At 62.9% G+C, this 19,214-nt stretch carries 21 protein-coding genes; 16 read left to right on the top strand and 5 right to left on the bottom strand.

Annotated elements, in window-relative coordinates; translation table 11 throughout:
- The first annotated feature begins 123 nt into the window (after positions 1 to 123).
- The 5 genes from FO488_RS16325 to FO488_RS16305 all read left to right on the top strand — a co-directional run bounded on the left by FO488_RS16325 (position 124) and on the right by FO488_RS16305 (position 4,651).
- Complete coding sequence (locus FO488_RS16325; RefSeq protein WP_149211532.1) at positions 124 to 1,002, top strand: RluA family pseudouridine synthase; 879 nt, start codon at positions 124 to 126, stop codon at positions 1,000 to 1,002.
- Positions 1,002 to 2,954, top strand: coding sequence for a sensor histidine kinase (locus FO488_RS16320; protein ID WP_149211531.1), 1,953 nt, complete (start codon positions 1,002 to 1,004; stop codon positions 2,952 to 2,954). The genes FO488_RS16325 and FO488_RS16320 overlap by 1 nt, the downstream gene beginning before the upstream one ends.
- Positions 2,947 to 3,585: a response regulator transcription factor gene (locus FO488_RS16315; RefSeq protein ID WP_149211530.1), complete on the top strand. Its 639-nt coding sequence runs from the start codon at positions 2,947 to 2,949 to the stop codon at positions 3,583 to 3,585. The genes FO488_RS16320 and FO488_RS16315 overlap by 8 nt, the downstream gene beginning before the upstream one ends.
- A gap of 225 nt (positions 3,586 to 3,810) precedes the next feature.
- Positions 3,811 to 4,005, top strand: a complete 195-nt coding sequence (locus FO488_RS16310) for a hypothetical protein (protein WP_149211529.1) — start codon at positions 3,811 to 3,813, stop codon at positions 4,003 to 4,005.
- Entirely contained in the window at positions 3,965 to 4,651 is a 687-nt protein-coding gene (locus FO488_RS16305) for a response regulator transcription factor (protein ID WP_149211528.1), read from the top strand. Before FO488_RS16310 ends, FO488_RS16305 begins: the two co-directional genes overlap by 41 nt.
- Positions 4,652 to 4,726: 75 nt before the next feature.
- On the opposite strand, the gene FO488_RS16300 is transcribed toward FO488_RS16305, so the two are convergent.
- Positions 4,727 to 5,008, bottom strand: a complete 282-nt coding sequence (locus tag FO488_RS16300) for a cytochrome c3 family protein (RefSeq protein ID WP_149211527.1) — start codon at positions 5,006 to 5,008, stop codon at positions 4,727 to 4,729.
- A gap of 197 nt (positions 5,009 to 5,205) precedes the next feature.
- On the opposite strand from FO488_RS16300, the gene FO488_RS16295 reads away from it, so the two are divergent.
- The 11 genes from FO488_RS16295 (at position 5,206) to FO488_RS16245 (ending at position 16,559) form a co-directional block, all read left to right on the top strand.
- Positions 5,206 to 5,979 carry a ParA family protein gene (locus FO488_RS16295; RefSeq protein ID WP_149211526.1) on the top strand — a complete coding sequence of 258 codons (774 nt, stop codon included), beginning with the start codon at positions 5,206 to 5,208 and terminating at the stop codon, positions 5,977 to 5,979.
- A complete protein-coding gene (locus FO488_RS16290; protein WP_149211525.1) occupies positions 5,972 to 6,826 on the top strand; it encodes a ParB/RepB/Spo0J family partition protein in 855 nt (284 codons plus the stop codon). Before FO488_RS16295 ends, FO488_RS16290 begins: the two co-directional genes overlap by 8 nt.
- Before the next feature lie 189 nt (positions 6,827 to 7,015).
- Positions 7,016 to 7,441: an ATP synthase F0 subunit B gene (locus FO488_RS16285; RefSeq protein ID WP_149211524.1), complete on the top strand. Its 426-nt coding sequence runs from the start codon at positions 7,016 to 7,018 to the stop codon at positions 7,439 to 7,441.
- Position 7,442: 1 nt separating this feature from the next.
- The gene (locus FO488_RS16280) at positions 7,443 to 8,057 is read left to right on the top strand and encodes an ATP synthase F0 subunit B (protein ID WP_149211523.1); all 615 of its coding nucleotides are present in this window, start codon (positions 7,443 to 7,445) and stop codon (positions 8,055 to 8,057) included.
- Positions 8,054 to 8,596 (top strand): ATP synthase F1 subunit delta, encoded by a 543-nt coding sequence (atpH, locus tag FO488_RS16275; RefSeq protein WP_149211522.1) that lies wholly within the window; start codon positions 8,054 to 8,056, stop codon positions 8,594 to 8,596. The genes FO488_RS16280 and atpH overlap by 4 nt, the downstream gene beginning before the upstream one ends.
- A gap of 8 nt (positions 8,597 to 8,604) precedes the next feature.
- The gene (gene atpA / locus FO488_RS16270) at positions 8,605 to 10,113 is read left to right on the top strand and encodes a F0F1 ATP synthase subunit alpha (protein WP_149211521.1); all 1,509 of its coding nucleotides are present in this window, start codon (positions 8,605 to 8,607) and stop codon (positions 10,111 to 10,113) included.
- An 18-nt stretch (positions 10,114 to 10,131) separates the two neighbouring features.
- Entirely contained in the window at positions 10,132 to 10,998 is an 867-nt protein-coding gene (atpG, locus tag FO488_RS16265) for an ATP synthase F1 subunit gamma (protein ID WP_149211520.1), read from the top strand.
- Between the two features lie 54 nt (positions 10,999 to 11,052).
- The gene (gene atpD, locus FO488_RS16260) at positions 11,053 to 12,468 is read left to right on the top strand and encodes a F0F1 ATP synthase subunit beta (RefSeq protein WP_149211519.1); all 1,416 of its coding nucleotides are present in this window, start codon (positions 11,053 to 11,055) and stop codon (positions 12,466 to 12,468) included.
- A 40-nt stretch (positions 12,469 to 12,508) separates the two neighbouring features.
- A complete protein-coding gene (locus FO488_RS16255) occupies positions 12,509 to 12,925 on the top strand; it encodes a F0F1 ATP synthase subunit epsilon (RefSeq protein WP_149211518.1) in 417 nt (138 codons plus the stop codon).
- Between the two features lie 212 nt (positions 12,926 to 13,137).
- The gene (locus FO488_RS16250; protein WP_149211517.1) at positions 13,138 to 14,586 is read left to right on the top strand and encodes a sigma-54 dependent transcriptional regulator; all 1,449 of its coding nucleotides are present in this window, start codon (positions 13,138 to 13,140) and stop codon (positions 14,584 to 14,586) included.
- On the top strand, positions 14,586 to 16,559 hold the full coding sequence (locus tag FO488_RS16245) for a cache domain-containing protein (protein ID WP_149211516.1): 1,974 nt from the start codon (positions 14,586 to 14,588) through the stop codon (positions 16,557 to 16,559). The genes FO488_RS16250 and FO488_RS16245 overlap by 1 nt, the downstream gene beginning before the upstream one ends.
- An 81-nt stretch (positions 16,560 to 16,640) precedes the next feature.
- Here FO488_RS16245 and FO488_RS16240 read toward each other — a convergent pair whose 3' ends face one another.
- Genes FO488_RS16240 through FO488_RS16225 form a run of 4 tightly spaced genes read right to left on the bottom strand, consistent with a single transcriptional unit; the run spans position 16,641 to position 19,169 of the window.
- Positions 16,641 to 17,072 (bottom strand): MOSC domain-containing protein, encoded by a 432-nt coding sequence (locus FO488_RS16240; RefSeq protein ID WP_149211515.1) that lies wholly within the window; start codon positions 17,070 to 17,072, stop codon positions 16,641 to 16,643.
- Between the two features lies 1 nt (position 17,073).
- Positions 17,074 to 18,054, bottom strand: coding sequence for a GTP 3',8-cyclase MoaA (gene moaA, locus FO488_RS16235; RefSeq protein WP_149211514.1), 981 nt, complete (start codon positions 18,052 to 18,054; stop codon positions 17,074 to 17,076).
- On the bottom strand, positions 18,041 to 18,553 hold the full coding sequence (mobB, locus tag FO488_RS16230) for a molybdopterin-guanine dinucleotide biosynthesis protein B (RefSeq protein ID WP_149211513.1): 513 nt from the start codon (positions 18,551 to 18,553) through the stop codon (positions 18,041 to 18,043). Before mobB ends, moaA begins: the two co-directional genes overlap by 14 nt.
- Positions 18,554 to 18,584: 31 nt before the next feature.
- A complete protein-coding gene (locus tag FO488_RS16225; RefSeq protein WP_240732290.1) occupies positions 18,585 to 19,169 on the bottom strand; it encodes an energy-coupling factor ABC transporter ATP-binding protein in 585 nt (194 codons plus the stop codon).
- Positions 19,170 to 19,214: the final 45 nt, after the last annotated feature.

Genomic DNA, 19,214 nt, shown 5'->3' with positions numbered 1-19,214 from the left:
TATCCCTTTTTCCACAGGGAATTTTGATTGGTTTTCATTCGTAAACGGCCAAATAATCGCCATCTGGAATTTTCGGGTGAAACTATTTGCATTGCAGCAGGGAATCGGGGTAGTAACGAGATCATGATATGCAAGAAAACAGTGGATGAACAGCAGGGGGGGCGCCGGCTGGACGACGCCGTGGCGCTCTTGTTCGACGGCCTCAGCAAGTCCGAGGCGCGGCGGATCATCGACCGGGGCGGGTGCAGCGTCAACAGCGCCATGGTTCGGGTGGCGTCGCGCATCGTCCGGCAGGGGGATACGGTAGAGGTCGGCGTGATGGAACCGGGGCGGTTCCGGGAACTTGTCCTCCCCCCCGAGGCGCTCCTGTACGAGGACGACGACCTGATCGCGGTCAACAAGCCGGCCGGGGCCAATACCCAGCGCACCCCCTATCAGCTTAAGGGGACCCTGGAATTCTGGGTCGCCGAATACTTCCGCCGGCAGGGGATCAACGAGCCGGCCCGGGTGATCCACCGTCTCGACCGGGGCACCTCGGGGGTGATGGTGTTTCCGAAGCAGAAGCGGGCGGCCGCCTGGCTTTCGGCCCGCTTTCACGACGGGCTGGCGGACAAGCGTTACCTGGCCCTGGTGAGCGGGCAGCCCCGGCAGGAGGCCTGGGCAATGGACGGCCCCATCGGCAAGCTGGGCACATCGCGCTACGGCATCATGGCGGGGGGCAAGCCGGCCCTGACCGAATTCCGCGTGGCGGCTGCCGCCGCCGGGGGGGCGCTGATAGAGGCGCACCCCCTGACCGGGCGCACCCACCAGATCCGCGTCCACCTGGAGGCGTCGGGGTTGCCCATCGTCGGGGACGCCACCTATGGCGGCGCACCGGCGGAGCGCATGATGCTGCATTGCGCCCGCCTCTCCTTCAAAAACGAAAAGGGGGTGGAGATTCGTCTCGAAGCCCCGCTGGACCGGGCGTTCGAGGCCTGTCTGCGGCAGTGCGGAATACCCTGATGCTGCGGCTCCTGCTCTCTCTCATGCTGGTTGCGGCGCTCCATTCCCCAACCTTTGCCGCCGAGCCGTTTGCCCGGCAGGGGGAGCTGGATCTCGCCGGCCGCAGCCGGGACTGGACCGTGCCGGTGCGCCTTGACGGCGAATGGGAGTTCTACTGGGGGCGGCTGTTGGCGCCGGAGGATTTTCACACCCCCCGCCCCCCGGAAAAAACCGGCTATCTCACCCTGCCGGCCACCTGGAACGATTTTCGGCTCAACGGCGCGAGGCTCGGCGCATCGGGGTGCGCCACCCTGCGCCTGCGGATACTGGCGGGACCGGGCAGGCGCGAACTGGCCCTGCGCCTCTTCGATGTCGCCTCGGCCTACCGCCTGTGGCTCAACGGCCGGCCGCTCGCCGCAAGCGGCCGCGTGGGAACCGGCGCGGCCACAGAGGTGCCCGCCCCCTCGGTGTGCATCGCCCGCTTCCCCAGCACGGGAGAGCCCCTGGAGCTGGTCCTTCAGGTGTCCAACTACCACTACCGGGATGGCGGGGTCGCCTCCTCCATCCTCCTCGGTGATGCCTCGGTAATCGAGGCGGGCCAGATCCGGCGCTGGGCCATGGCCTTATTCTTCATCGGCAGCCTCATGGTCATGGGGGTCTACCATCTGGTGCTGTATTTTTTCCGCCGCAAGAACGTGGCGCCACTCTATTTCGGATGCTACTGCCTGTTGTGGACGGGGACGTTTTTGGCCTCAAATACGGCGGACTGGAGCATCCGGCTCTTTTTCCCCGAGATTCCGGCGCCGTTTCTCATCAGGGTTGACCTGATCTGTTTCTTCCTGTCCGTGCCGGTCGGCTACAGCTTTTTCCGCTCCCTCTACCCCCGGGAGTTTTCCGTGCTCGGCCTGCGCTTTTCCCAGATCATGGCGGCGCTGTTTTCGGCAGGGGTCCTGCTCCTTCCCCCCCTGGCGCTGAGCAAGCTGGTACCGCTCTACTACGCCGGCACCGCCCTGCTCATTCCCTACAGCCTGGCCATGCTCGCCCGGGCAAAACTGAGCAGGCGGGAGGGGGCGACCTTTATCCTGGTCGGGTTCCTCATTCTGGGGCTTGTGGGGCTCAACGACATGCTCTATGATCTCCACCTGATCAGATCCCTGTTCCTGATACCGGTGGGGATGTTCGTTTTTATCCTGTTTCAGGCATTTGCCCTGTCGCTGCGGTTTTCCCGTGCCTTTTCGGCCGTTGAACGCCTGTCGGGCGAACTGGAGGGGAAAAACAGCTCCCTGGAAGAGGAGATGGCCGAGCGGATCCGCCTGGAGCGGAAGATCGTCATGATCAGCGAAGAGGAGCGCCGGAGCATCAGCCACAATCTGCACGACGGGCTCTGCCAGCAGTTGACCGGTGCCAGGCTGCGCTGTTCGGTGCTGGAACGCAAGCTGGCGGCGGCCGGAGAGGATACGGCGGAACTGCGGCAACTCTCTTCCCTCTTGGAGGAATCGGTGGACCATGCCTACGATCTCTCCCGCGGGCTCTGGCCGGTGGAGCATGACCCGCGCGGCATGAGCCCTTCCCTGGAAGAACTGACGCGGCGTTTCGCCGAATCCACCGGCATCGCCATAGAATTCCGGCAGGAGCGGGCCTGCGTCTCCTGCGCCAACGAGCAGGTCACCCACCTGTACCGCATCGCCCAGGAGGCGATCACCAATGCGGTGAAGCATGCCCGGCCCAGCCGGATTACGGTGGCGTTCAACTGCCTGAACGGAGGGGTCATCACCCTTGCCGTCAGCGACAACGGCATCGGCAGGGGCCAGGCGGCCCGGTCGAAGGGGGGGCTGGGGCTGGGGATCATGTCGCATCGCGCCAAGATGATCGGCGGTTCCCTGCACATCGGGGACGCCGTGGGGGGCGGGACCGTGGTGACCTGCACGGTCCCGTGCGAAACCGCCGCAGGAGAGGGGGCACAGGATGGCTGACGAAACGGGAAACGGCACCAGGGTCTTTCTGATAGACGATCATCCGGCGGTGCGCCAGGGTTTGGCGCTGCTTCTCGGCCAGAAGGATTATGCCGTCTGCGGCGAGGCGGGCAGCCGGGCCGAGGCTCTGGAAATGCTCGACGGCTCCCCCGCGGACATGGCGCTGGTGGACCTTTCCCTGGGGGAGGAGAGCGGACTCGACCTGGTCGGCGACCTGCACGCCCGAGGCGTCGCGGTCCTGATCTACTCCATGCACGAGGACGCCGAGACCATCGAGCGGGCATTCACTGCCGGAGCCGATGGCTACGTCACCAAACGGGAGGTCTCGGACGTCCTGCTGGAAGCGGTGGGCGACGTGCTTGCCGGGCGGCGCCACGTCAGCCCCAATGCGGCCCAAAGTCTCGCCAACAGGGTGCTTGCCACCCCGGCCTGCCACCGGGAAGGCCTGCTCAGCGAACGGGAACGCCAGATCATGACCATGATCGGCCTGGGCGACACCAGCACCGACATCGCCACAAGCCTTGCCATCAGCGTCCGCACCGTGGAGACCTATTATGCGCGGATCATGGAAAAACTCGATCTCGATGGGATGAAGGCCCTGAGGCGCCACGCCATCCAGCATTACCAGTAACCGGTCCGGCGGCCGGGAGCCCCGGTTCCCGGCCGGTGACGGCCGTTTCCCCCCGTTGCGGGCTTCTGTCCGTAAAAACCCCGACACAAAAACCGTAATTCCCCCCACATACAAGTGAACCCCTTTGGGCTATAGTGAGAGATACGCGGCCGTGCGCCCGGCTGAACGGATGTGCCGGCCCGGCCGCTTCGGCTCTGTTTGTCATCGAAAACGGGAAAATCATTCATGCAGACACGATACATCGTCCTTCAGGTGCTGGCGCTGTTCCTGCTCATCGTTATCCGGAAAATCATCCGGTTCGACCGCGCCGGCGATACTCCCAAAACCGCGGGCGTGGCACACAGCGCCACCCCTGCCGGCATCCCCGAAGGATTATCCCATGCGCCACGAGAAAACGAACCCGCGAATCATTCTGGTTGACGACCACCCGGCAGTGCGCCAGGGGGTTGCGCTGCTGCTTGCGCAGGAGGGGGTTGCCGTCTGCTGCGAGGCGGAAAACAGGGCCGGGACCCTGGAGGTGCTCGACGGGTGCCGGGCGGATGTCGCCCTGGTGGATCTCTCCCTGGGGGACGAGAGCGGCCTCGACCTGGTGGGCGATATGAAAAGGCGGGGCATAGCGGTAGTGATCTATTCCATGCACGAGGACACGGGCAGCATCGAGCGGGCGTTCGCCGCCGGCGTGAACGGCTACGTTACCAAGCGGGACCTGGCGAGCGATCTGATCCGGGCGGTCCGGGATGTCCTGGACGGGCGGCGGCACATCAGCCCGCGGGCCGCCCAGAGTCTGGCAAGGAAGCTGGTATCCGACCCGGCCGGGGTGCAGGACGAATGTCTGAGCGAACGGGAGCGCCAGGTGCTGTCCCTGATCAGCCAGGGCGACGCCACCGTGGACATCGCCACGACCCTTGCCGTCAGCACCCGCACCGTGGAAACCTACTACGCCCGGATCATGGAGAAGCTCCATCTCGACGGGATGAAGGCCCTGCGGCGCTACGCCCTCCGGAACGTCGAGCAGGTTGCTGAAAAATCCGTCCACGGCGTTGCCGGTACTCGCGGCCTCGGCTAACCAGCCGTCGTGCCTCGGCCGCTCCGTTCCGGACGTCCGGCATCCGGCCTTCCCCGGGCGTTTTTCAACAACCCGCTAGAGGCCCGGTTCCCGCTGTTTCTTCCCGTGGCAGCGCACGCATTCCGCGTCGGAAACCCTCCGTCGCAGCAGGCTCTCCGTGTCCTTGGGCTCCCTCTTGCCCATCAGCCTGTCTCCCACCTTGTGGCAACCGAAACAGTTTTCTCCCCGAAGGGCCGTGTGCATGGCCACCATGCGGGGGTTCTTGCTGTGGCAGACTTTGCATTCGAAAGCCGCGGCAGCCGTTGCCGCGGCCAGGCCGATTGCCAGGGTAAAGAACGGCATGAGCGTTTTTTGCATGTGGCGGTAACCTCGCTTCTTGCATGATCCCATCAACCTGACTCTAGCGGACGCCCGACGGAAAAACCTTGACCGTTGTCAATAAACCATGCACGGCGTTTCGGAAAAATATGCTTTGCACCGTGGGAACTTTATGGTAATTTTTCGCTCTTCGGCTCCATAAATCGCAATCCGCATCAGGCAAGGCCCATGCTGTCATGTCCAAGATAATCTGCATCGCCAATCAGAAGGGGGGGGTCGGCAAGACCACCACCGCCGTCAATCTGGCCGCCTCCCTGGCGGCGGCCGAGAAGCCGACGCTGCTGGTTGATATCGACCCGCAGGGCAACGCGACCAGCGGGGTGGGGATCGACAAGTCCCAGCTGCAACAGACCATCTACGACGCCCTCGTCAACGAAACCGACGCCCAGAACCTGATCGTGGACATCGGGCAGCCTTTCCTGCACGTCATACCGGCCAACTCCGACCTTGCCGGCGCGGAACTGGAACTGGCCTCCGAGATCGGCCGGGAACTGAAACTCAAGTTCGCCCTCGCCTCGCTGGTGGACCAGTACCGCTACATCATCATCGACTGCCCCCCATCGCTGAACCTTTTGACCGTCAACGCCATGACCCTGGCCGATTCCGTGCTGATCCCGCTCCAGTGCGAGTTCTACGCCATGGAGGGGCTTTCCCAGATCCTGCATACCATCCGCCTCATCCAGAGGGGGCTGAACCCGCTGCTGAAGATCGAGGGCATCCTGCTCACCATGTTCGATTCCCGCGGCAACCTGGGCAAAGAGGTCATGGCGGAGATCAGGGCCCATTTTTCCGATCAGGTCTTCGATGCGGTCATCCCGCGCAACGTGCGTCTGGCCGAAGCTCCCAGCCACGGCAAGCCGGTCATCCATTACGACATATCATCACGCGGTGCCGCCAGTTATCTGCAGTTGGCCCGGGAAATAATCCAGAGGGAGACAGCCAATGGTTAAGAAAGGCGGCCTCGGGAGAGGGATGGCGGCGCTGCTGCAGGTTGCGGAGATACCCGAGGGGCGCTCCGATTATTTCATCTGCCCGATCGAAAAGATCCGCCCCAACCGCAACCAGCCCCGCAAGCATTTTGCCGCGGACAAGCTGGATGAACTGGCCGCTTCCATCCGCGAGCAGGGGGTCATCCAGCCGCTGGTGGTGACCAAAAAGGCAGACTTCTACGAGATCGTTGCCGGCGAGCGCCGCTGGCGCGCCGCCCAGAAAGCGGGCGTCAGGGAAGTGCCGGTGGTCATCCGCGAGGCCAGCGAAGACACGGTGCTGGAACTGGCCCTGATCGAGAACATCCAGCGCCAGGATCTGAACGCCATCGAGGAGGCCCAGGCCTACCGTTCGCTGGTGGAGCATTTCGGCATCTCCCACGAGGATGTGGCCAAGCGGGTCGGCAAGAACCGCACCAGCGTCACCAACTCCATGCGCCTGCTCAAGCTGCCCGCCGAGGTTCAGCAGGACATCGTGGAAGAGCGCATGAGCATGGGGCATGCCCGCACCCTCCTGGCCCTGGAGGCCCCCGAGTCGATCCTCAAGGCCCGCCATGAAATCCTGCAGCGCCAGCTGAGTGTCCGCGAGGCGGAAAATCTGGTGCGGCGGCTGAAGATGAACCCCCACCCGGCGCCGCACAAACGCCCGCAGCAGCCCGACCTGCTCATGGGCGCCCTGGAAGAGCAGTTGCAGAAGCGCTTCCAGGCGCGGGTCGCCATCCGCAGGGTCGGAAACAAGGGGGGGAGGCTGGAGATCCATTTCAGCGACCCCGACGAATTGACCCGCATCATCGATCTGCTTGAACTGTAAGAAAAACTGCGGGGCCGGAGCCACCCGGTCCCGTCCCGCTGGTCTGTGCCCGCCACCGCTGTCCGCCAGAATCCTACAGGTTTGTTTGCAATACATCTTGACATTATGCGGAAATATATGATAGCTAGGTCCGATATGTGGATACAGTATACAAGTATACACTTAATGCATGCCTGCAAGGGGTAGGTCGTGATTGAATTAAATTTGGCATTCGTTGTCCAGGTAATCAACTTCGGAATTCTCGTCCTCGTTCTCAACGTTTTCCTCTACAAGCCGATCCGCAAGGTTCTGGCCGATCGCCGCCAGGTAATCGACTCTGCCCGCGAAAAGGCCGCTTCCGTCGATCAGGAGGTCCAGGAAAAGATGGCCCGCTACGAGGCCCGTCTGCGCGACGCCAAGACCGAAGCCGCCGGCCGCAGGGCCGAGGCCCTCAAAGAGGCCCAGGCTGAAGAGACGGCAGTGCTGGAGAAGGCACGCAAGGAGGCCGCCGCCTCTTTGGAAGCCATCCGCGGCAAGGTGGCCAAGGAAGCCGCCGATGCCCGCGCGTTGCTGAAACAGCAGGCCGAGGCCCTGTCCGGCGACATCTGCGAGAAAATCCTGGGGAGGAGCCTGTAACATGTTGATGGTATCCAAGCGTACGAAAAAAATCGTCTTCTCCCTGGCCGGTATCGCCGTCATCGTGCTGGCCGCCTCCGCCGGTTTCGCCAACGAAGGGGGCGAAGGCGCGCAGCACGCCGATCACGCCGCCGCCCAGATGAAGGACCTGGGGTGGCGCGTGCTCAACTTTGCCGTGCTGGTCGGCATCCTCGTGTGGGCCCTGAAAAAGGCCAATGTCAAAGGCACGCTGGCCGCCCGTCAGGCCCAGATCGAAAAGGACCTGAAAGAGGCCCAGGCAGGGAAAGCCGCCGCCGAGGCAAAGCTGGTCGAGTACAGCGCCAAGCTCGACCAGGCTTCCCGGGAGATCGACGAACTCCATGCCGCCATCATCCGTGAGGGAGAGCAGGAGAAAGAGCGCATTATCGCCGAGGCACAGGTCGCCGCCCGGAAGATCGCAGACCAGGCCGCCCAGTCGGCCGAGCAGGAGACCCTCAAGGCCCGTGCCGAGTTGCGTGCCGAGGCCGCCCGGCTGGCGGTGGAACTTGCCGCCGGCAAGCTGACCGGCGCCATCCAGAAGGCCGACCACGACCGGTTTGTCGGCGAATATCTTGACAAGGTGGTACAGATCCAGTGATCAACAATACGATTGCGAGACGATACGCCAAGGCGCTGGTGCAGCTTGGCTCAGAGGCCGGTCTGATCGACCGCTTCAGCGAGGAACTGGCCGGGGTTGATCGCCTCTTCGCCGCCAATGGCGAACTGCGGGCCGCTTTCGGCAATCCCGCCTTCACCGCCGAGCAGAAGAAAGAGATCATGAAGGAGTTGGTGGCCAAGGCTGGCTGCTCCGAACTGGTGGGCAACTTCCTGCTCCTCCTGGTGGACAAAAACCGCGTGGCCTTTCTCGACCAGATCGTTCAGACCTACAAAAAACTGGCCGATGAGCACTCCGGCGTCATTCGTCCCTTCATCAGGACCGCCTTCCCGCTGGACGACGCCCAGGTGGCCGCCATTCAGGGAGCCCTGGAGAAGAAGACCGGGAAGAAGGTCGTCCCGCAGGTGACGGTTGATCAGACCCTTCTGGGCGGCGTAGTGACCCAGATCGGCGATACGGCCTTCGACAGCAGCGTGAAAACTCAGCTTAAACGGATTCAAGATATACTACAGAAGGGGTAAATGCTTCCATGGAAATCAGAGCCGAAGAGATCAGCGAGATCATCAGGAAACAGATCAAGGAGTATGGCAAGGAGGTAGAGGTGTCGGAAACCGGCACGATCATCTCCATCGGTGACGGTATCGCCCGTATCCACGGCCTGGCTGGCGCCATGGCCGGCGAGCTGCTGGAGTTCCCCGGCGGCGTGTCCGGCATGGTCCTCAACCTGGAGGAAGACAACGTCGGCGCCGCCATTCTCGGCGAATTCGCCGAGATCAAGGAAGGCGACACGGTCAAGCGCACCGGCCGGATCACCGAGGTCCCGGTTGGCGACGCCCTCATCGGCCGCGTGGTCAACGCCATCGGCCAGCCCATCGACGGCAAAGGCCCCATCAACACCGCAAGCTTCAGCAAGGTGGAGATCAAGGCCCCCGGCATCGTCAGCCGCAAGTCGGTACACCAGCCCATGGCCACCGGCCTCAAGGCGATCGACTCCATGGTTCCCATCGGACGCGGCCAGCGCGAGCTGATCATCGGCGACCGCCAGACCGGCAAGACCGCCGTTGCCATCGATACGATCATCAACCAGAAGGGGGGCGACGTCGTCTGCATCTATGTCGCCATCGGCCAGAAACGTTCCACGGTCGCCCAGGTCGTTTCCAAGCTGAGCGAGCACGGCGCCATGGATTACACCATCGTCGTCGCCGCCACCGCCTCCGAGTCGGCTCCGCTCCAGTTCATCGCCCCCTACACCGGCGTCACCATGGGCGAGTACTTCCGTGACAACAAGAAGCACGCCCTGATCATCTACGACGACCTTTCCAAGCAGGCCGTCGCCTATCGCCAGCTCTCCCTGCTGCTCCGCCGTCCCCCCGGGCGCGAAGCCTACCCGGGCGACGTCTTCTACCTCCACAGCCGTCTGCTGGAGCGCGCCTGCAAGCTGTCCGACGAGTGCGGCGCCGGTTCACTCACCGCCCTGCCGATCATCGAAACCCAGGCCGGTGACGTGTCCGCCTACATTCCGACCAACGTCATCTCCATCACCGACGGCCAGATCTATCTGGAAACCGACCTGTTCTTCTCCGGCGTCCGCCCGGCCATCAACGTCGGTCTCTCGGTTTCCCGCGTCGGCGGTTCCGCCCAGACCAAGTCCATGAAGCAGGTTGCCGGTACGCTGCGCCTCAGTCTGGCCCAGTACCGCGAGATGGCCGCTTTCGCCCAGTTCGGCTCCGACCTGGACAAGGCCACCCAGATGCAGTTGTCGCGCGGCGAGCGCCTGGTGGAGATCCTCAAGCAGCCCCAGTACCGTCCGATCCCCAACGAGAAGCAGGTCCTGATCATCTTCGCCGCCAACAACGGCTTCCTGGACGACTATCCGGTGGCGGTGCTCAAGCGCTACGAGCAGGAACTGTACGCCTTTTTCGACAACCGTCAGGCCGATGTGCTGGCCGTGCTGCGCGACAAAAAGGCCATCGACGACGAACTGAAAGGCAAGATCGTTGCCGCGCTGGAGCAGTTCAAGAAGGAATTCACTGCGTAAACAAGGACGGTTTGAGACATGGCAAGCCTTAAAAGCATAAAAAAACGGATTGCATCCGTAAAGAATACGCGCCAGATCACCAAGGCCATGAAAATGGTCTCGGCCGCCAAGCTGCGCCGCGCCCAGGAAAGCGTCGTTGCGGCGCGCCCCTACGCCCGCAAGCTGGCCGAAGTGCTCCAGTCCCTGGCCGGCAACCTGGAAGGGGATCTGCATCCGCTTCTGGAGAAGCGCGACGCCAAGAAGCTGCTCTTGATCGTGGTCACCTCCGACCGCGGCCTGTGCGGCGGTTTCAACGGCAACCTGTGCAAGGCCGCCGAGCATTTCATCAAGGAAAAACAGGGAGCGTTCGAGCAGATTTCGCTCATGACGGTTGGGCGCAAAGGGTACGAGATGCTCAAAAACCGCCATGCCGTGACCAAGAACTACCCGAACGTGCTGGCCAAGCCGAGCTACCAGACCGCGGCCATGCTGGCCCACGAAGTGATCGACGGCTACCTGGCCGAGGAGTACGACCAGGTCATCCTGCTCTTCAACGCCTTCCGCACGGTCATGTCCCAGGACATCACCTTCCAGCAGCTCCTGCCGGTGGAACCGGAGGAGAAGACCCTGGCCGACGAGACTCCGGTGGAGTACATCTACGAGCCGTCGGTGGCCGAGCTTCTGGCCGAGATCCTGCCCAAGAACATCGAGGTGCAGATCTTCAAGGCCATGCTGGAGTCGGTGGCTGCCGAACACGGCGCCCGCATGACCGCCATGGACAGCGCGTCCAAAAACGCCAACGAGATGATCGGCAAGCTGACCCTCCAGTACAACCGGGCCCGTCAGGCCGCCATCACCACCGAGCTGACGGAGATCATCTCCGGCGCCGAATCGATCAAAGGATAACAAGAGAACCGAATCACTATATGAGGCTTCACGGCCACAGGAGGACAGAGTTCCATGAGTCAGAACATCGGTAAAATTTCGCAGGTCATCGGCGCTGTTATCGACGTCGAATTCGAGCCCGGCAAGCTGCCGGAGATCTACCATGCACTTCGGGTGACCAATCCGGCCATCGATGACCGGGAGAACAACCTGGTTCTCGAAGTCGCCCAGCACCTGGGCGAGAATTCGGTCCGCACCATTGCCATGGACTCCACCGACGGTCTCAAGCGCGGCCAGACTGTCATCGACACCGGCAAGCAGATTTGCGCCCCGGTCGGTCACAAGACCCTGGGCCGCATCATCAACGTCATCGGCGAGCCGGTCGACGAGATGGGACCCATCGGCAACGAAAAGGAATACGGTATCCACCGCGAAGCCCCCTCCTTCGAGAACCAGTCCACCAAGGTCGAGGCCTTCACCACCGGCATCAAGGTCGTTGACCTCCTCGCCCCCTACGCCCGCGGCGGCAAGATCGGCCTGTTCGGCGGCGCCGGCGTCGGCAAGACCGTTCTCATCATGGAGCTGATCAACAACATCGCCAAGCAGCACGGCGGTTTCTCCGTCTTCGCCGGCGTCGGCGAGCGTACCCGCGAAGGGAACGACCTCTGGATGGAGATGAAGGAATCCGGCGTTCTCGACAAGGCCGCCCTGGTGTACGGCCAGATGAACGAGCCTCCCGGCGCCCGCGCCCGCGTCGCCCTGACCGCCCTTTCCATCGCCGAGTACTTCCGCGACGAAGAAGGCCAGGACGTTCTCTTGTTCATCGACAACATCTTCCGTTTCACCCAGGCCGGTTCCGAGGTCTCCGCCCTCCTGGGCCGCATCCCCTCGGCCGTCGGTTACCAGCCGACCCTGGCCACCGAAATGGGTGAATTGCAGGAGCGCATCACCTCCACCAAGAAGGGTTCCATCACCTCGGTCCAGGCCATCTACGTCCCGGCCGACGACTTGACCGACCCGGCCCCGGCCACCGCCTTCGCCCACTTGGACGCCACCACGGTTCTGTCCCGCCAGATCGCCGAGCTGGGTATCTACCCGGCCGTTGACCCCCTGGACTCCACCTCCCGCATCCTGGACCCCCAGGTCATCGGCGACGAGCACTACGCCGTGGCCCGTTCCGTCCAGTACGTGCTCCAGAAGTACAAGGACCTCCAGGACATCATCGCCATCCTCGGTATGGACGAGCTCTCCGAGGAGGACAAGCTGGTCGTGGCTCGCGCCCGCAAGATTCAGCGCTTCCTGTCCCAGCCGTTCCACGTCGCCGAGGCCTTTACCGGTTCCCCCGGCAAATACGTGGAACTGAAGGACACCATCAAGGGCTTCCAGGAGATCGTGGCCGGCAAGCACGACGCCCTGCCCGAGCAGGCCTTCTACATGGTCGGCTCCATTGAAGAGGCCATCGAAAAGGCCGCCAAGCTGGCTGCGGTATAAACTAACCTTACGGGGGCATCCCCCTTTCAAGGACTGATATATGGCTGAAAAGATGAAACTGGAAATCGTCACCCCTTACAAAAAGGTGGTTGACGCAGAAGTCGAAGAGGTTACCGCCACCGGCAAGCTGGGCGAGTTCGGCGTCCTGCCGGGCCATGCCCCGTTCCTGACCTCCCTCAGGATCGGCGAACTTGCCTACAAGTATGATGGCAAGGTCGAGCACATGGCCCTCAACTGGGGCTACTTCGAGATCAAGGACGACAAAATCATCGTCCTGGTGGAAACCGCCGAGGCAGCCGAGGATATCGACGTGGAGCGGGCCAAGGCCGCCCTGGGGCGCGCCGAGGAAAAGCTCAAGCACCTGACCGCGGAAGACAAGCAGTTCAAGGTCTACGAAGCGGCCCTGGAACGCGCCCTGATCCGCATGCAGGTTGCGGGCAAGGCGGTTCGCAAATAGGTTTTTCTTGAGATATTCATTTCCGAAGAGCGGCAGCAATGCCGCTCTTTTTTTGTACGGCTTCGCTATCGTCCGCTGCCCGCACCTGCCGGCCCGGCGCGTGGTTAATAAGGGTGCCGCCGCCCTTTCGGCATGAATAATTTGGGCCGCCGTATTTCTAACAGTTGTCCATTACCCCGGAGCAGTGTACTATTGAACCTATGATATTAGAAATGGATAATAGTGTTGCCGCTGGTGCCAACGGCAAGCCGCAGCGGGCGCCGGAAAAGTACGATGCGCGGGTCGTCATCTGCGACGACGAGGTGGAAATCGTACGCTATCTGAACAAGATCCTGACCGCCCAGGGACTCGAAGTGGAGATCTTCACCTCCGGCGAGGCCCTGCTGCGCACCCTGGAGCATCGCGCGCTGGAGGAAAGCGACCTCTTGCTGCTGGATGTGAAGATGCCCGATGTGGACGGCATCGAGATCCTCCGACGGATCAGGGAACTCAAGCTGGAGATTCCGGTCGTCATGATGACCGCTTTCGCCTCCATCAACTCGGCCATCGAGGCCATGAAGCTCGGGGCGTACGACTATGTCACCAAGCCGTTTCCCAAGGAGAAGATCTTCGGGATACTGGACAAGGTGCTGGAACGCAAGGAACTGCTCAAGGAAAACTCCGCCCTGAAGGACGAGTTGGGCAAGTCCGCGCCGTCGGGCTATCTGGTCTATACCAGCGACGCGTTCCGCAAGGTCCACGAAATGGCCGTCCAGGTGGCCCAGAGCGATGCCAACGTGGTCATCCTGGGAGAGTCGGGGACCGGCAAGGAGTTGATCGCCGGCCTGATCCACAGTGTGAGTCCCCGGAAAGAACAGCGCTTTCTCTCCATCAACTGCGCCACCCTCTCGGATACGCTTCTGGAAAGCCAGCTGTTCGGCCATGTGCGCGGCGCCTTCACCGGCGCGGTGACCCACCAGAAGGGCCTCCTGGAGGAGGCCAACAACGGCACCCTGTTCCTCGACGAGGTGGGCGACATGAGCCCCGCCATCCAGGCAAAGCTGTTGCGGGTCCTGCAGGAGGGGGACTACATCCCCGTGGGTGAAACCAAGGCACGGTCCGTGGATATCCGTTTTCTGGCGGCCACCAACAAGGACCTGGAGGAAGAGGTGCGCCAGAAGCGGTTCCGCGAGGACCTGTTCTTCCGGTTGAACGTCATCTCCATCCACCTCCCCCCCCTGCGTGAACGTGCCGAGGACATCGAACCCCTGGCCCGGTACTTTTTGCACAGGATCTCCCAGCGGATGAAGAAAGAGTTCGTCAACTTCACCCCGGAGGCGCTGCTGCTCATGCAATCCTACTCCTGGCCGGGCAACATCAGGGAGTTGGAAAACGCCATCGAGCGGGCGGCCATCCTGGCGCGGGGTACGGTGATCTCGGCCGAAAACCTGCCGGTCTGGAAAAGCCCCCCTCCCGCCATCGACCAGCGGGGGGAGGAACAGCTCCTTCCCCTGGACGTGGTGGAGCGGGAGCATATCCTCCATGTATTCCAGAAAACCGGCTGCAACAAGAGCCGGACGGCCAAGATCCTCAATATCGCCCGCCGGACCCTTGACCGGAAACTGGAAGAGTATGGCATGCTGGACAGGGGCAGTGCGGTGGATACGGAGGACGATGCCTGATGCCGCGGCGTTTTCCCATCAGGGCCAAACTGACCGTTGGGGCACTGGCACCGCTGTTCGTCGCCTTTTTCATCTGCTCCCTCACCGGGCTCTATATCATCGACGCCAAGATTACCAGCCAGGCCCAGGAAAAGGTCAGGACCGACCTGAACTCGGCCCGGGAAGCGTACCGCAACGAGCTGCGCCATATCGACGAACCACTGGAACTGACCGCCGGCAACCCCTTTGCCGCCATGTCCATCGCCTCCGGCAACCGCTCGGCCATCTCCTCGCTCCTCACCCCCCTCCTGCACAAGAAGCGCCTGGACATCCTCACGGCCGTGGACCGGGAGGGGCGGGTCCTGTTTCGGGCCCATAACCCGGCCCGCTTCGGCGACAAACTGGCCGGCGCCTATTTCATCGATCAGGCCCTGAAGGGAAAAACGGTTGCCGGCACCACGGTCCTCTCTCCCGGGCAACTGGCTGCCGAAAACGACGAACTGACGGCCCAGGCGCGCATCGATGTGGTAACCACGCCCCACTCCCGGCCACGCCAGAGCTCCGTGGAGCGGTCGGGCATGGTCATGATCGCGGCGGCGCCGGTCCTCGACAGCGCCGGCAGGATCATCGGCGCGTTGTACGGCGCGGAACTGCTCAACAACAACAATGACCTGGTGGACAAGATCAAGGATACCGTCTACGAAGGGGTGAAGTTCAAGGGACAGGATGTGGGCACCGCCACCGTCTTTCTCGGCGACACCCGCATCGCCACCAACGTGCACGCATCGGACGGGAAAAGGGCCATCGGCACGCAACTCTCCGAGGAGGTCTACAACAAGGTCATCTTGGAAAACAAAAAATGGGTGGGACGGGCGTTTGTGGTGAACGATTGGTACCTGACCGCCTACGAGCCGATCGTGGACCTGCGGGGCGAGGTCATCGGCTCCCTGTACGTGGGGATGCTGGAAAAACAGTACAGCGTCTTGAAGAACAACGTCAATTCCATTCTGGCCGTTGTCCTCTTCATCAGCTCTCTGATCGGCCTGGCGGTTTCCGGCGTTATCGGCACCCGCCTGGCCGATCCGATCAAGGAGCTGGAGCAACTCACCCGGCGGGTGGCCCGCGGCGAGCGGGACCTGCACATAAATGTCCGCTCCGCCGATGAGCTGGGTGATCTTGCCGGGGAGTTCAACCAGATGACCCATGCCCTGGCCCAGCGCGAGTCCGAGATTACCATGCTGAATCGCAGCCTGGAACAGAAGGTCCTGAAGCGGACGGCGCAGCTCGAAGAGAAGAATGCGCTGCTTCTGGAGGCCCAGGCGGATCTCGCCAAGGCGGAAAAGCTGGCGGACCTGGGCATCATCGCCGCCGGCGTGGCCCACGAGATCAACAATCCCCTGGCTGTGATCCGGGGCAACATCGAGTTTTTGGAGATGTGCCTGCCGCCCGATCACGCCAATCGGGAAGAGGTGGGGATCATCAGCGAGCAGGTGGAGCGGATCGCGAAGATCGTAGGCAATCTGCTGGTCTTCGCCCGGCAGAAGACGCTGCACCAGGAACAGGTCGCCATCCATGACCTTCTGGACGGCATCCTCGGCCAGATCGGTCACCAGGTCCCCATGGACGCCGTCACCGTGGTGCGGGAGTACACCCCGGACCTGGCCACGATCCGGGGGGACGGGGACCAACTCCGGCAGGTTTTCACCAACCTTATCTTGAATGCGGTCCAGGCCATGGGGAACAAGGGGGTCCTGACCCTGAAGACCACGGGGCTGTCCCCTCTGGGCGGTTGCGAGGTCGCCATCTCCGACACCGGCCCCGGGATCAGGCCCGAGCACCTGAAAAAGATCTTCACCCCCTTCTTCACCACCAAGGACGCCGGCAGCGGCCTGGGGCTCTCCATCTCCTACGGCATCATCAAGGATCACGGCGGGGATATCAAGGTGTCGAGCGTGGAAGGGGAGGGAACCACCTTTCGGGTCACCATACCCTGAGGGGGAGGCAGTGGGACTGCCAAGGCTTACGGTACAGGTCCTCCAAGTATTCCATGTCCCATGAGGTGGGGCGACTTTGAATCAATCGAGACGCTGCACCTGGTCCCCCGGCCGAATGGCCCCGCCGGTAATGACCTTGGCGAAGATCCCCTCCTTGGGCATGACGCAGTCGCCGGCCTGGTAGTAGATGGCGCAGCGGGTGTGGCATTCCTTGCCGATCTGGGTCACCTCCAGCAGGGTCTCCCCCACCCGCAGCCGGGTCCCGATGGGCAACGTCACCAGTTCGATGCCGCTGGTGGTGATGTTCTCCGCGAAATCCCCCGCAGTGACGTTCAGCCCCAGGGCCCGCATCTTGTCGATGCTCTCCTCGGCCAGAAGGCTCACCTGGCGGTGCCAGTCGCCGGCATGGGCGTCCCCCACGATGCCGTGGTTCTCCTTCACGGTGACCTCTGCCACCGGCGTCTTGCGTTCGCCTTTCTTCTCGCTGATGCAGACGGCGACAACCTGTGCCATCCTATCCTCCAATCTGTGCCATCGTGAAATTCCGGTGCTCATACCCGTTGTTGGTGATGTGGTGCCCCTGCGGCTTGCCCGCGACGATGCGCTTCATGACCTCCGCCAGGGCGGTGGGGTTCGGCGGCCGAAGATGCGGCGCCAAATCGGTGGTCTCGTCGGAGAACAGGCAGCCCTTGGCCTGGCCGGTGGAGGTCACCCGGATGCGGTTGCACTCACCGCAGAAGTGACCCGAAACGGCGGTGATGATCCCCAGCGTGCCCCGGGCTCCCTGGATGCGGAAGTCCCGCGACGGACCCGCAAAGGCACCCTTGCACACATGTTCCAGCGTATGCCGGGCCGCGATGCGCTCCAGGATCTCCTCGCCGGAGATGCAGTAGCGCTGCCATCCCTCTTCCTTGATCACCGGCATGTATTCGATGAAACGCACCGAGTTGCCGCGGCTCCGGGTCAGTTCGGCGAAGTCCAGGATCTCCCCGTCGTTCACCCCGCGCATGACCACCATGTTGATCTTGGGCGGCGGGAAACCGGCCTTCTCCGCCGCATCCAGCCCGGCCAGGACCCGGTCCAGGTCACCGCCCCGCGTGATGGCGGCAAAGGTCTCGCTCTTCAGAGAGTCCAGGCTGACGTTCAGACGCTGCACCCCCGCCTCATACAGATCTGCGGCCATCTTGTCCAGCAGCAGCCCGTTGGTGGTCAGCGCCAGGTGCCGCAGGCCGTCGATGTTCGAGAGGCGGGAGAGGAATTCCACGATGCCGGCACGCACCAGCGGCTCACCGCCGGTGATGCGGATCTTCTCGATCCCCAGGCCCACCGCGGTTTCGGCGATCAGGTGCAACTCCTCGTAGCGCAGGACGTCGTCATGGCACTTCCGGGCGACACCTTCGGCCGGCATGCAGTAGGAACAACGCATGTTGCAGCGGTCGGTCACCGAAAGACGCAGATAGTTTATGGTTCTCCCGAGGGAGTCAGTCAGTTGCATGGATGATCCGTTCTGCCACGAAATCGGCTATCTGGGACGGGTTGTTGAGATCCAGCACCGGCACGTCCACCTGCAGGGGTTCGTCACTGGCCACCGCCAGCAGGGTGGGGTCATGCTCCTCGCCCCGGCAGAGCAGGGTTGCGCTCCGCTCCCGGCGATGGACCTCGATCTTGGGGAGGCTGCTCTTCTTGAAACCTTCGGTCAGGACCAGATCCACATCGCCGAAGTAGGCGGCGATCAACTCTTCGATGGGGGGCGACGCCTCGTGCTTCTTGATCATGGCCAGCTTCTCCGGGGAGGTGATCAGCATGGTGTCGGCGCCGGCCTGGGTGAGGCGGTGGCTGTCCTTGCCCGGATGGTCGATGTCGAACTGGTGGGCATCATGCTTGATGACGCCGATGCGGTAGCCCCGGCTCTTGAGTTCGGCAATCACCTTCTCCAGCAGGGTGGTCTTGCCGGTCCCCGATTTTGCGACGAATGAAATGGCATGTGCGGTCATGGGCGCCTCCGGATATGATATGGTTGTGGGGTTAAAACGTCGCGGCCGACGCCGCGATCTGGTGAACGGGAACTCCGATGGCGGCCGGGATGGGTCGCTCCGCCATGATCTCCGCCTGCTGCTCGATACCTCCGGCAACCAGGTGAATGGTCCTGCCGCCGAGCCGGTCCGCATGGTTCGGTTCGTGGGTCGTCATGATGGTGCATACCCCTTGCCGGGGCAGGGAGATGATGATGGATTCCAGCAACCGGGCGGTTTCGTGGTCCACATTGGCCAGCGGCTCATCCAGCAGGAGCACCTGCGGCTTGAGGGCCAGCGCCCGGGCCATGGCCACCCGGCGGATCTCCCCGCCGGAAAGGTGCAGCGCATTGCGCCGCTCGAAGCCGGTCAGGTTGGTCAATGCCAAGGCTTCGTCAACCCGCTGCCGCTGTTCCGCCGCGCCGATCCCCCGTAGCCCCAGGCCGTAGGCGACGTTATCAAAGACGCTGCCGGCGAAGAGGTAGGGAAACTGCTGCATGAGGGTGACGTTGCGCCGCAGTCTGAACAGGGAGGGGCTCCCCCAGGGGACCGGGGTGCCCTCAAAGACGACCTCGCCCGACGTGGGGGGGTAAGGAATGCCAGAACGTTGAGGAGGGTGCTCTTGCCCGCTCCGTTGGCGCCG

It is taken from the genome of Geobacter sp. FeAm09, from assembly GCF_008330225.1.
In the GTDB taxonomy this organism is placed as follows: domain Bacteria; phylum Desulfobacterota; class Desulfuromonadia; order Geobacterales; family Pseudopelobacteraceae; genus Oryzomonas.
The sequence above is the reverse complement of the archived record's forward strand: the minus strand, read 5'-3'. Positions and strand labels throughout refer to the sequence as shown.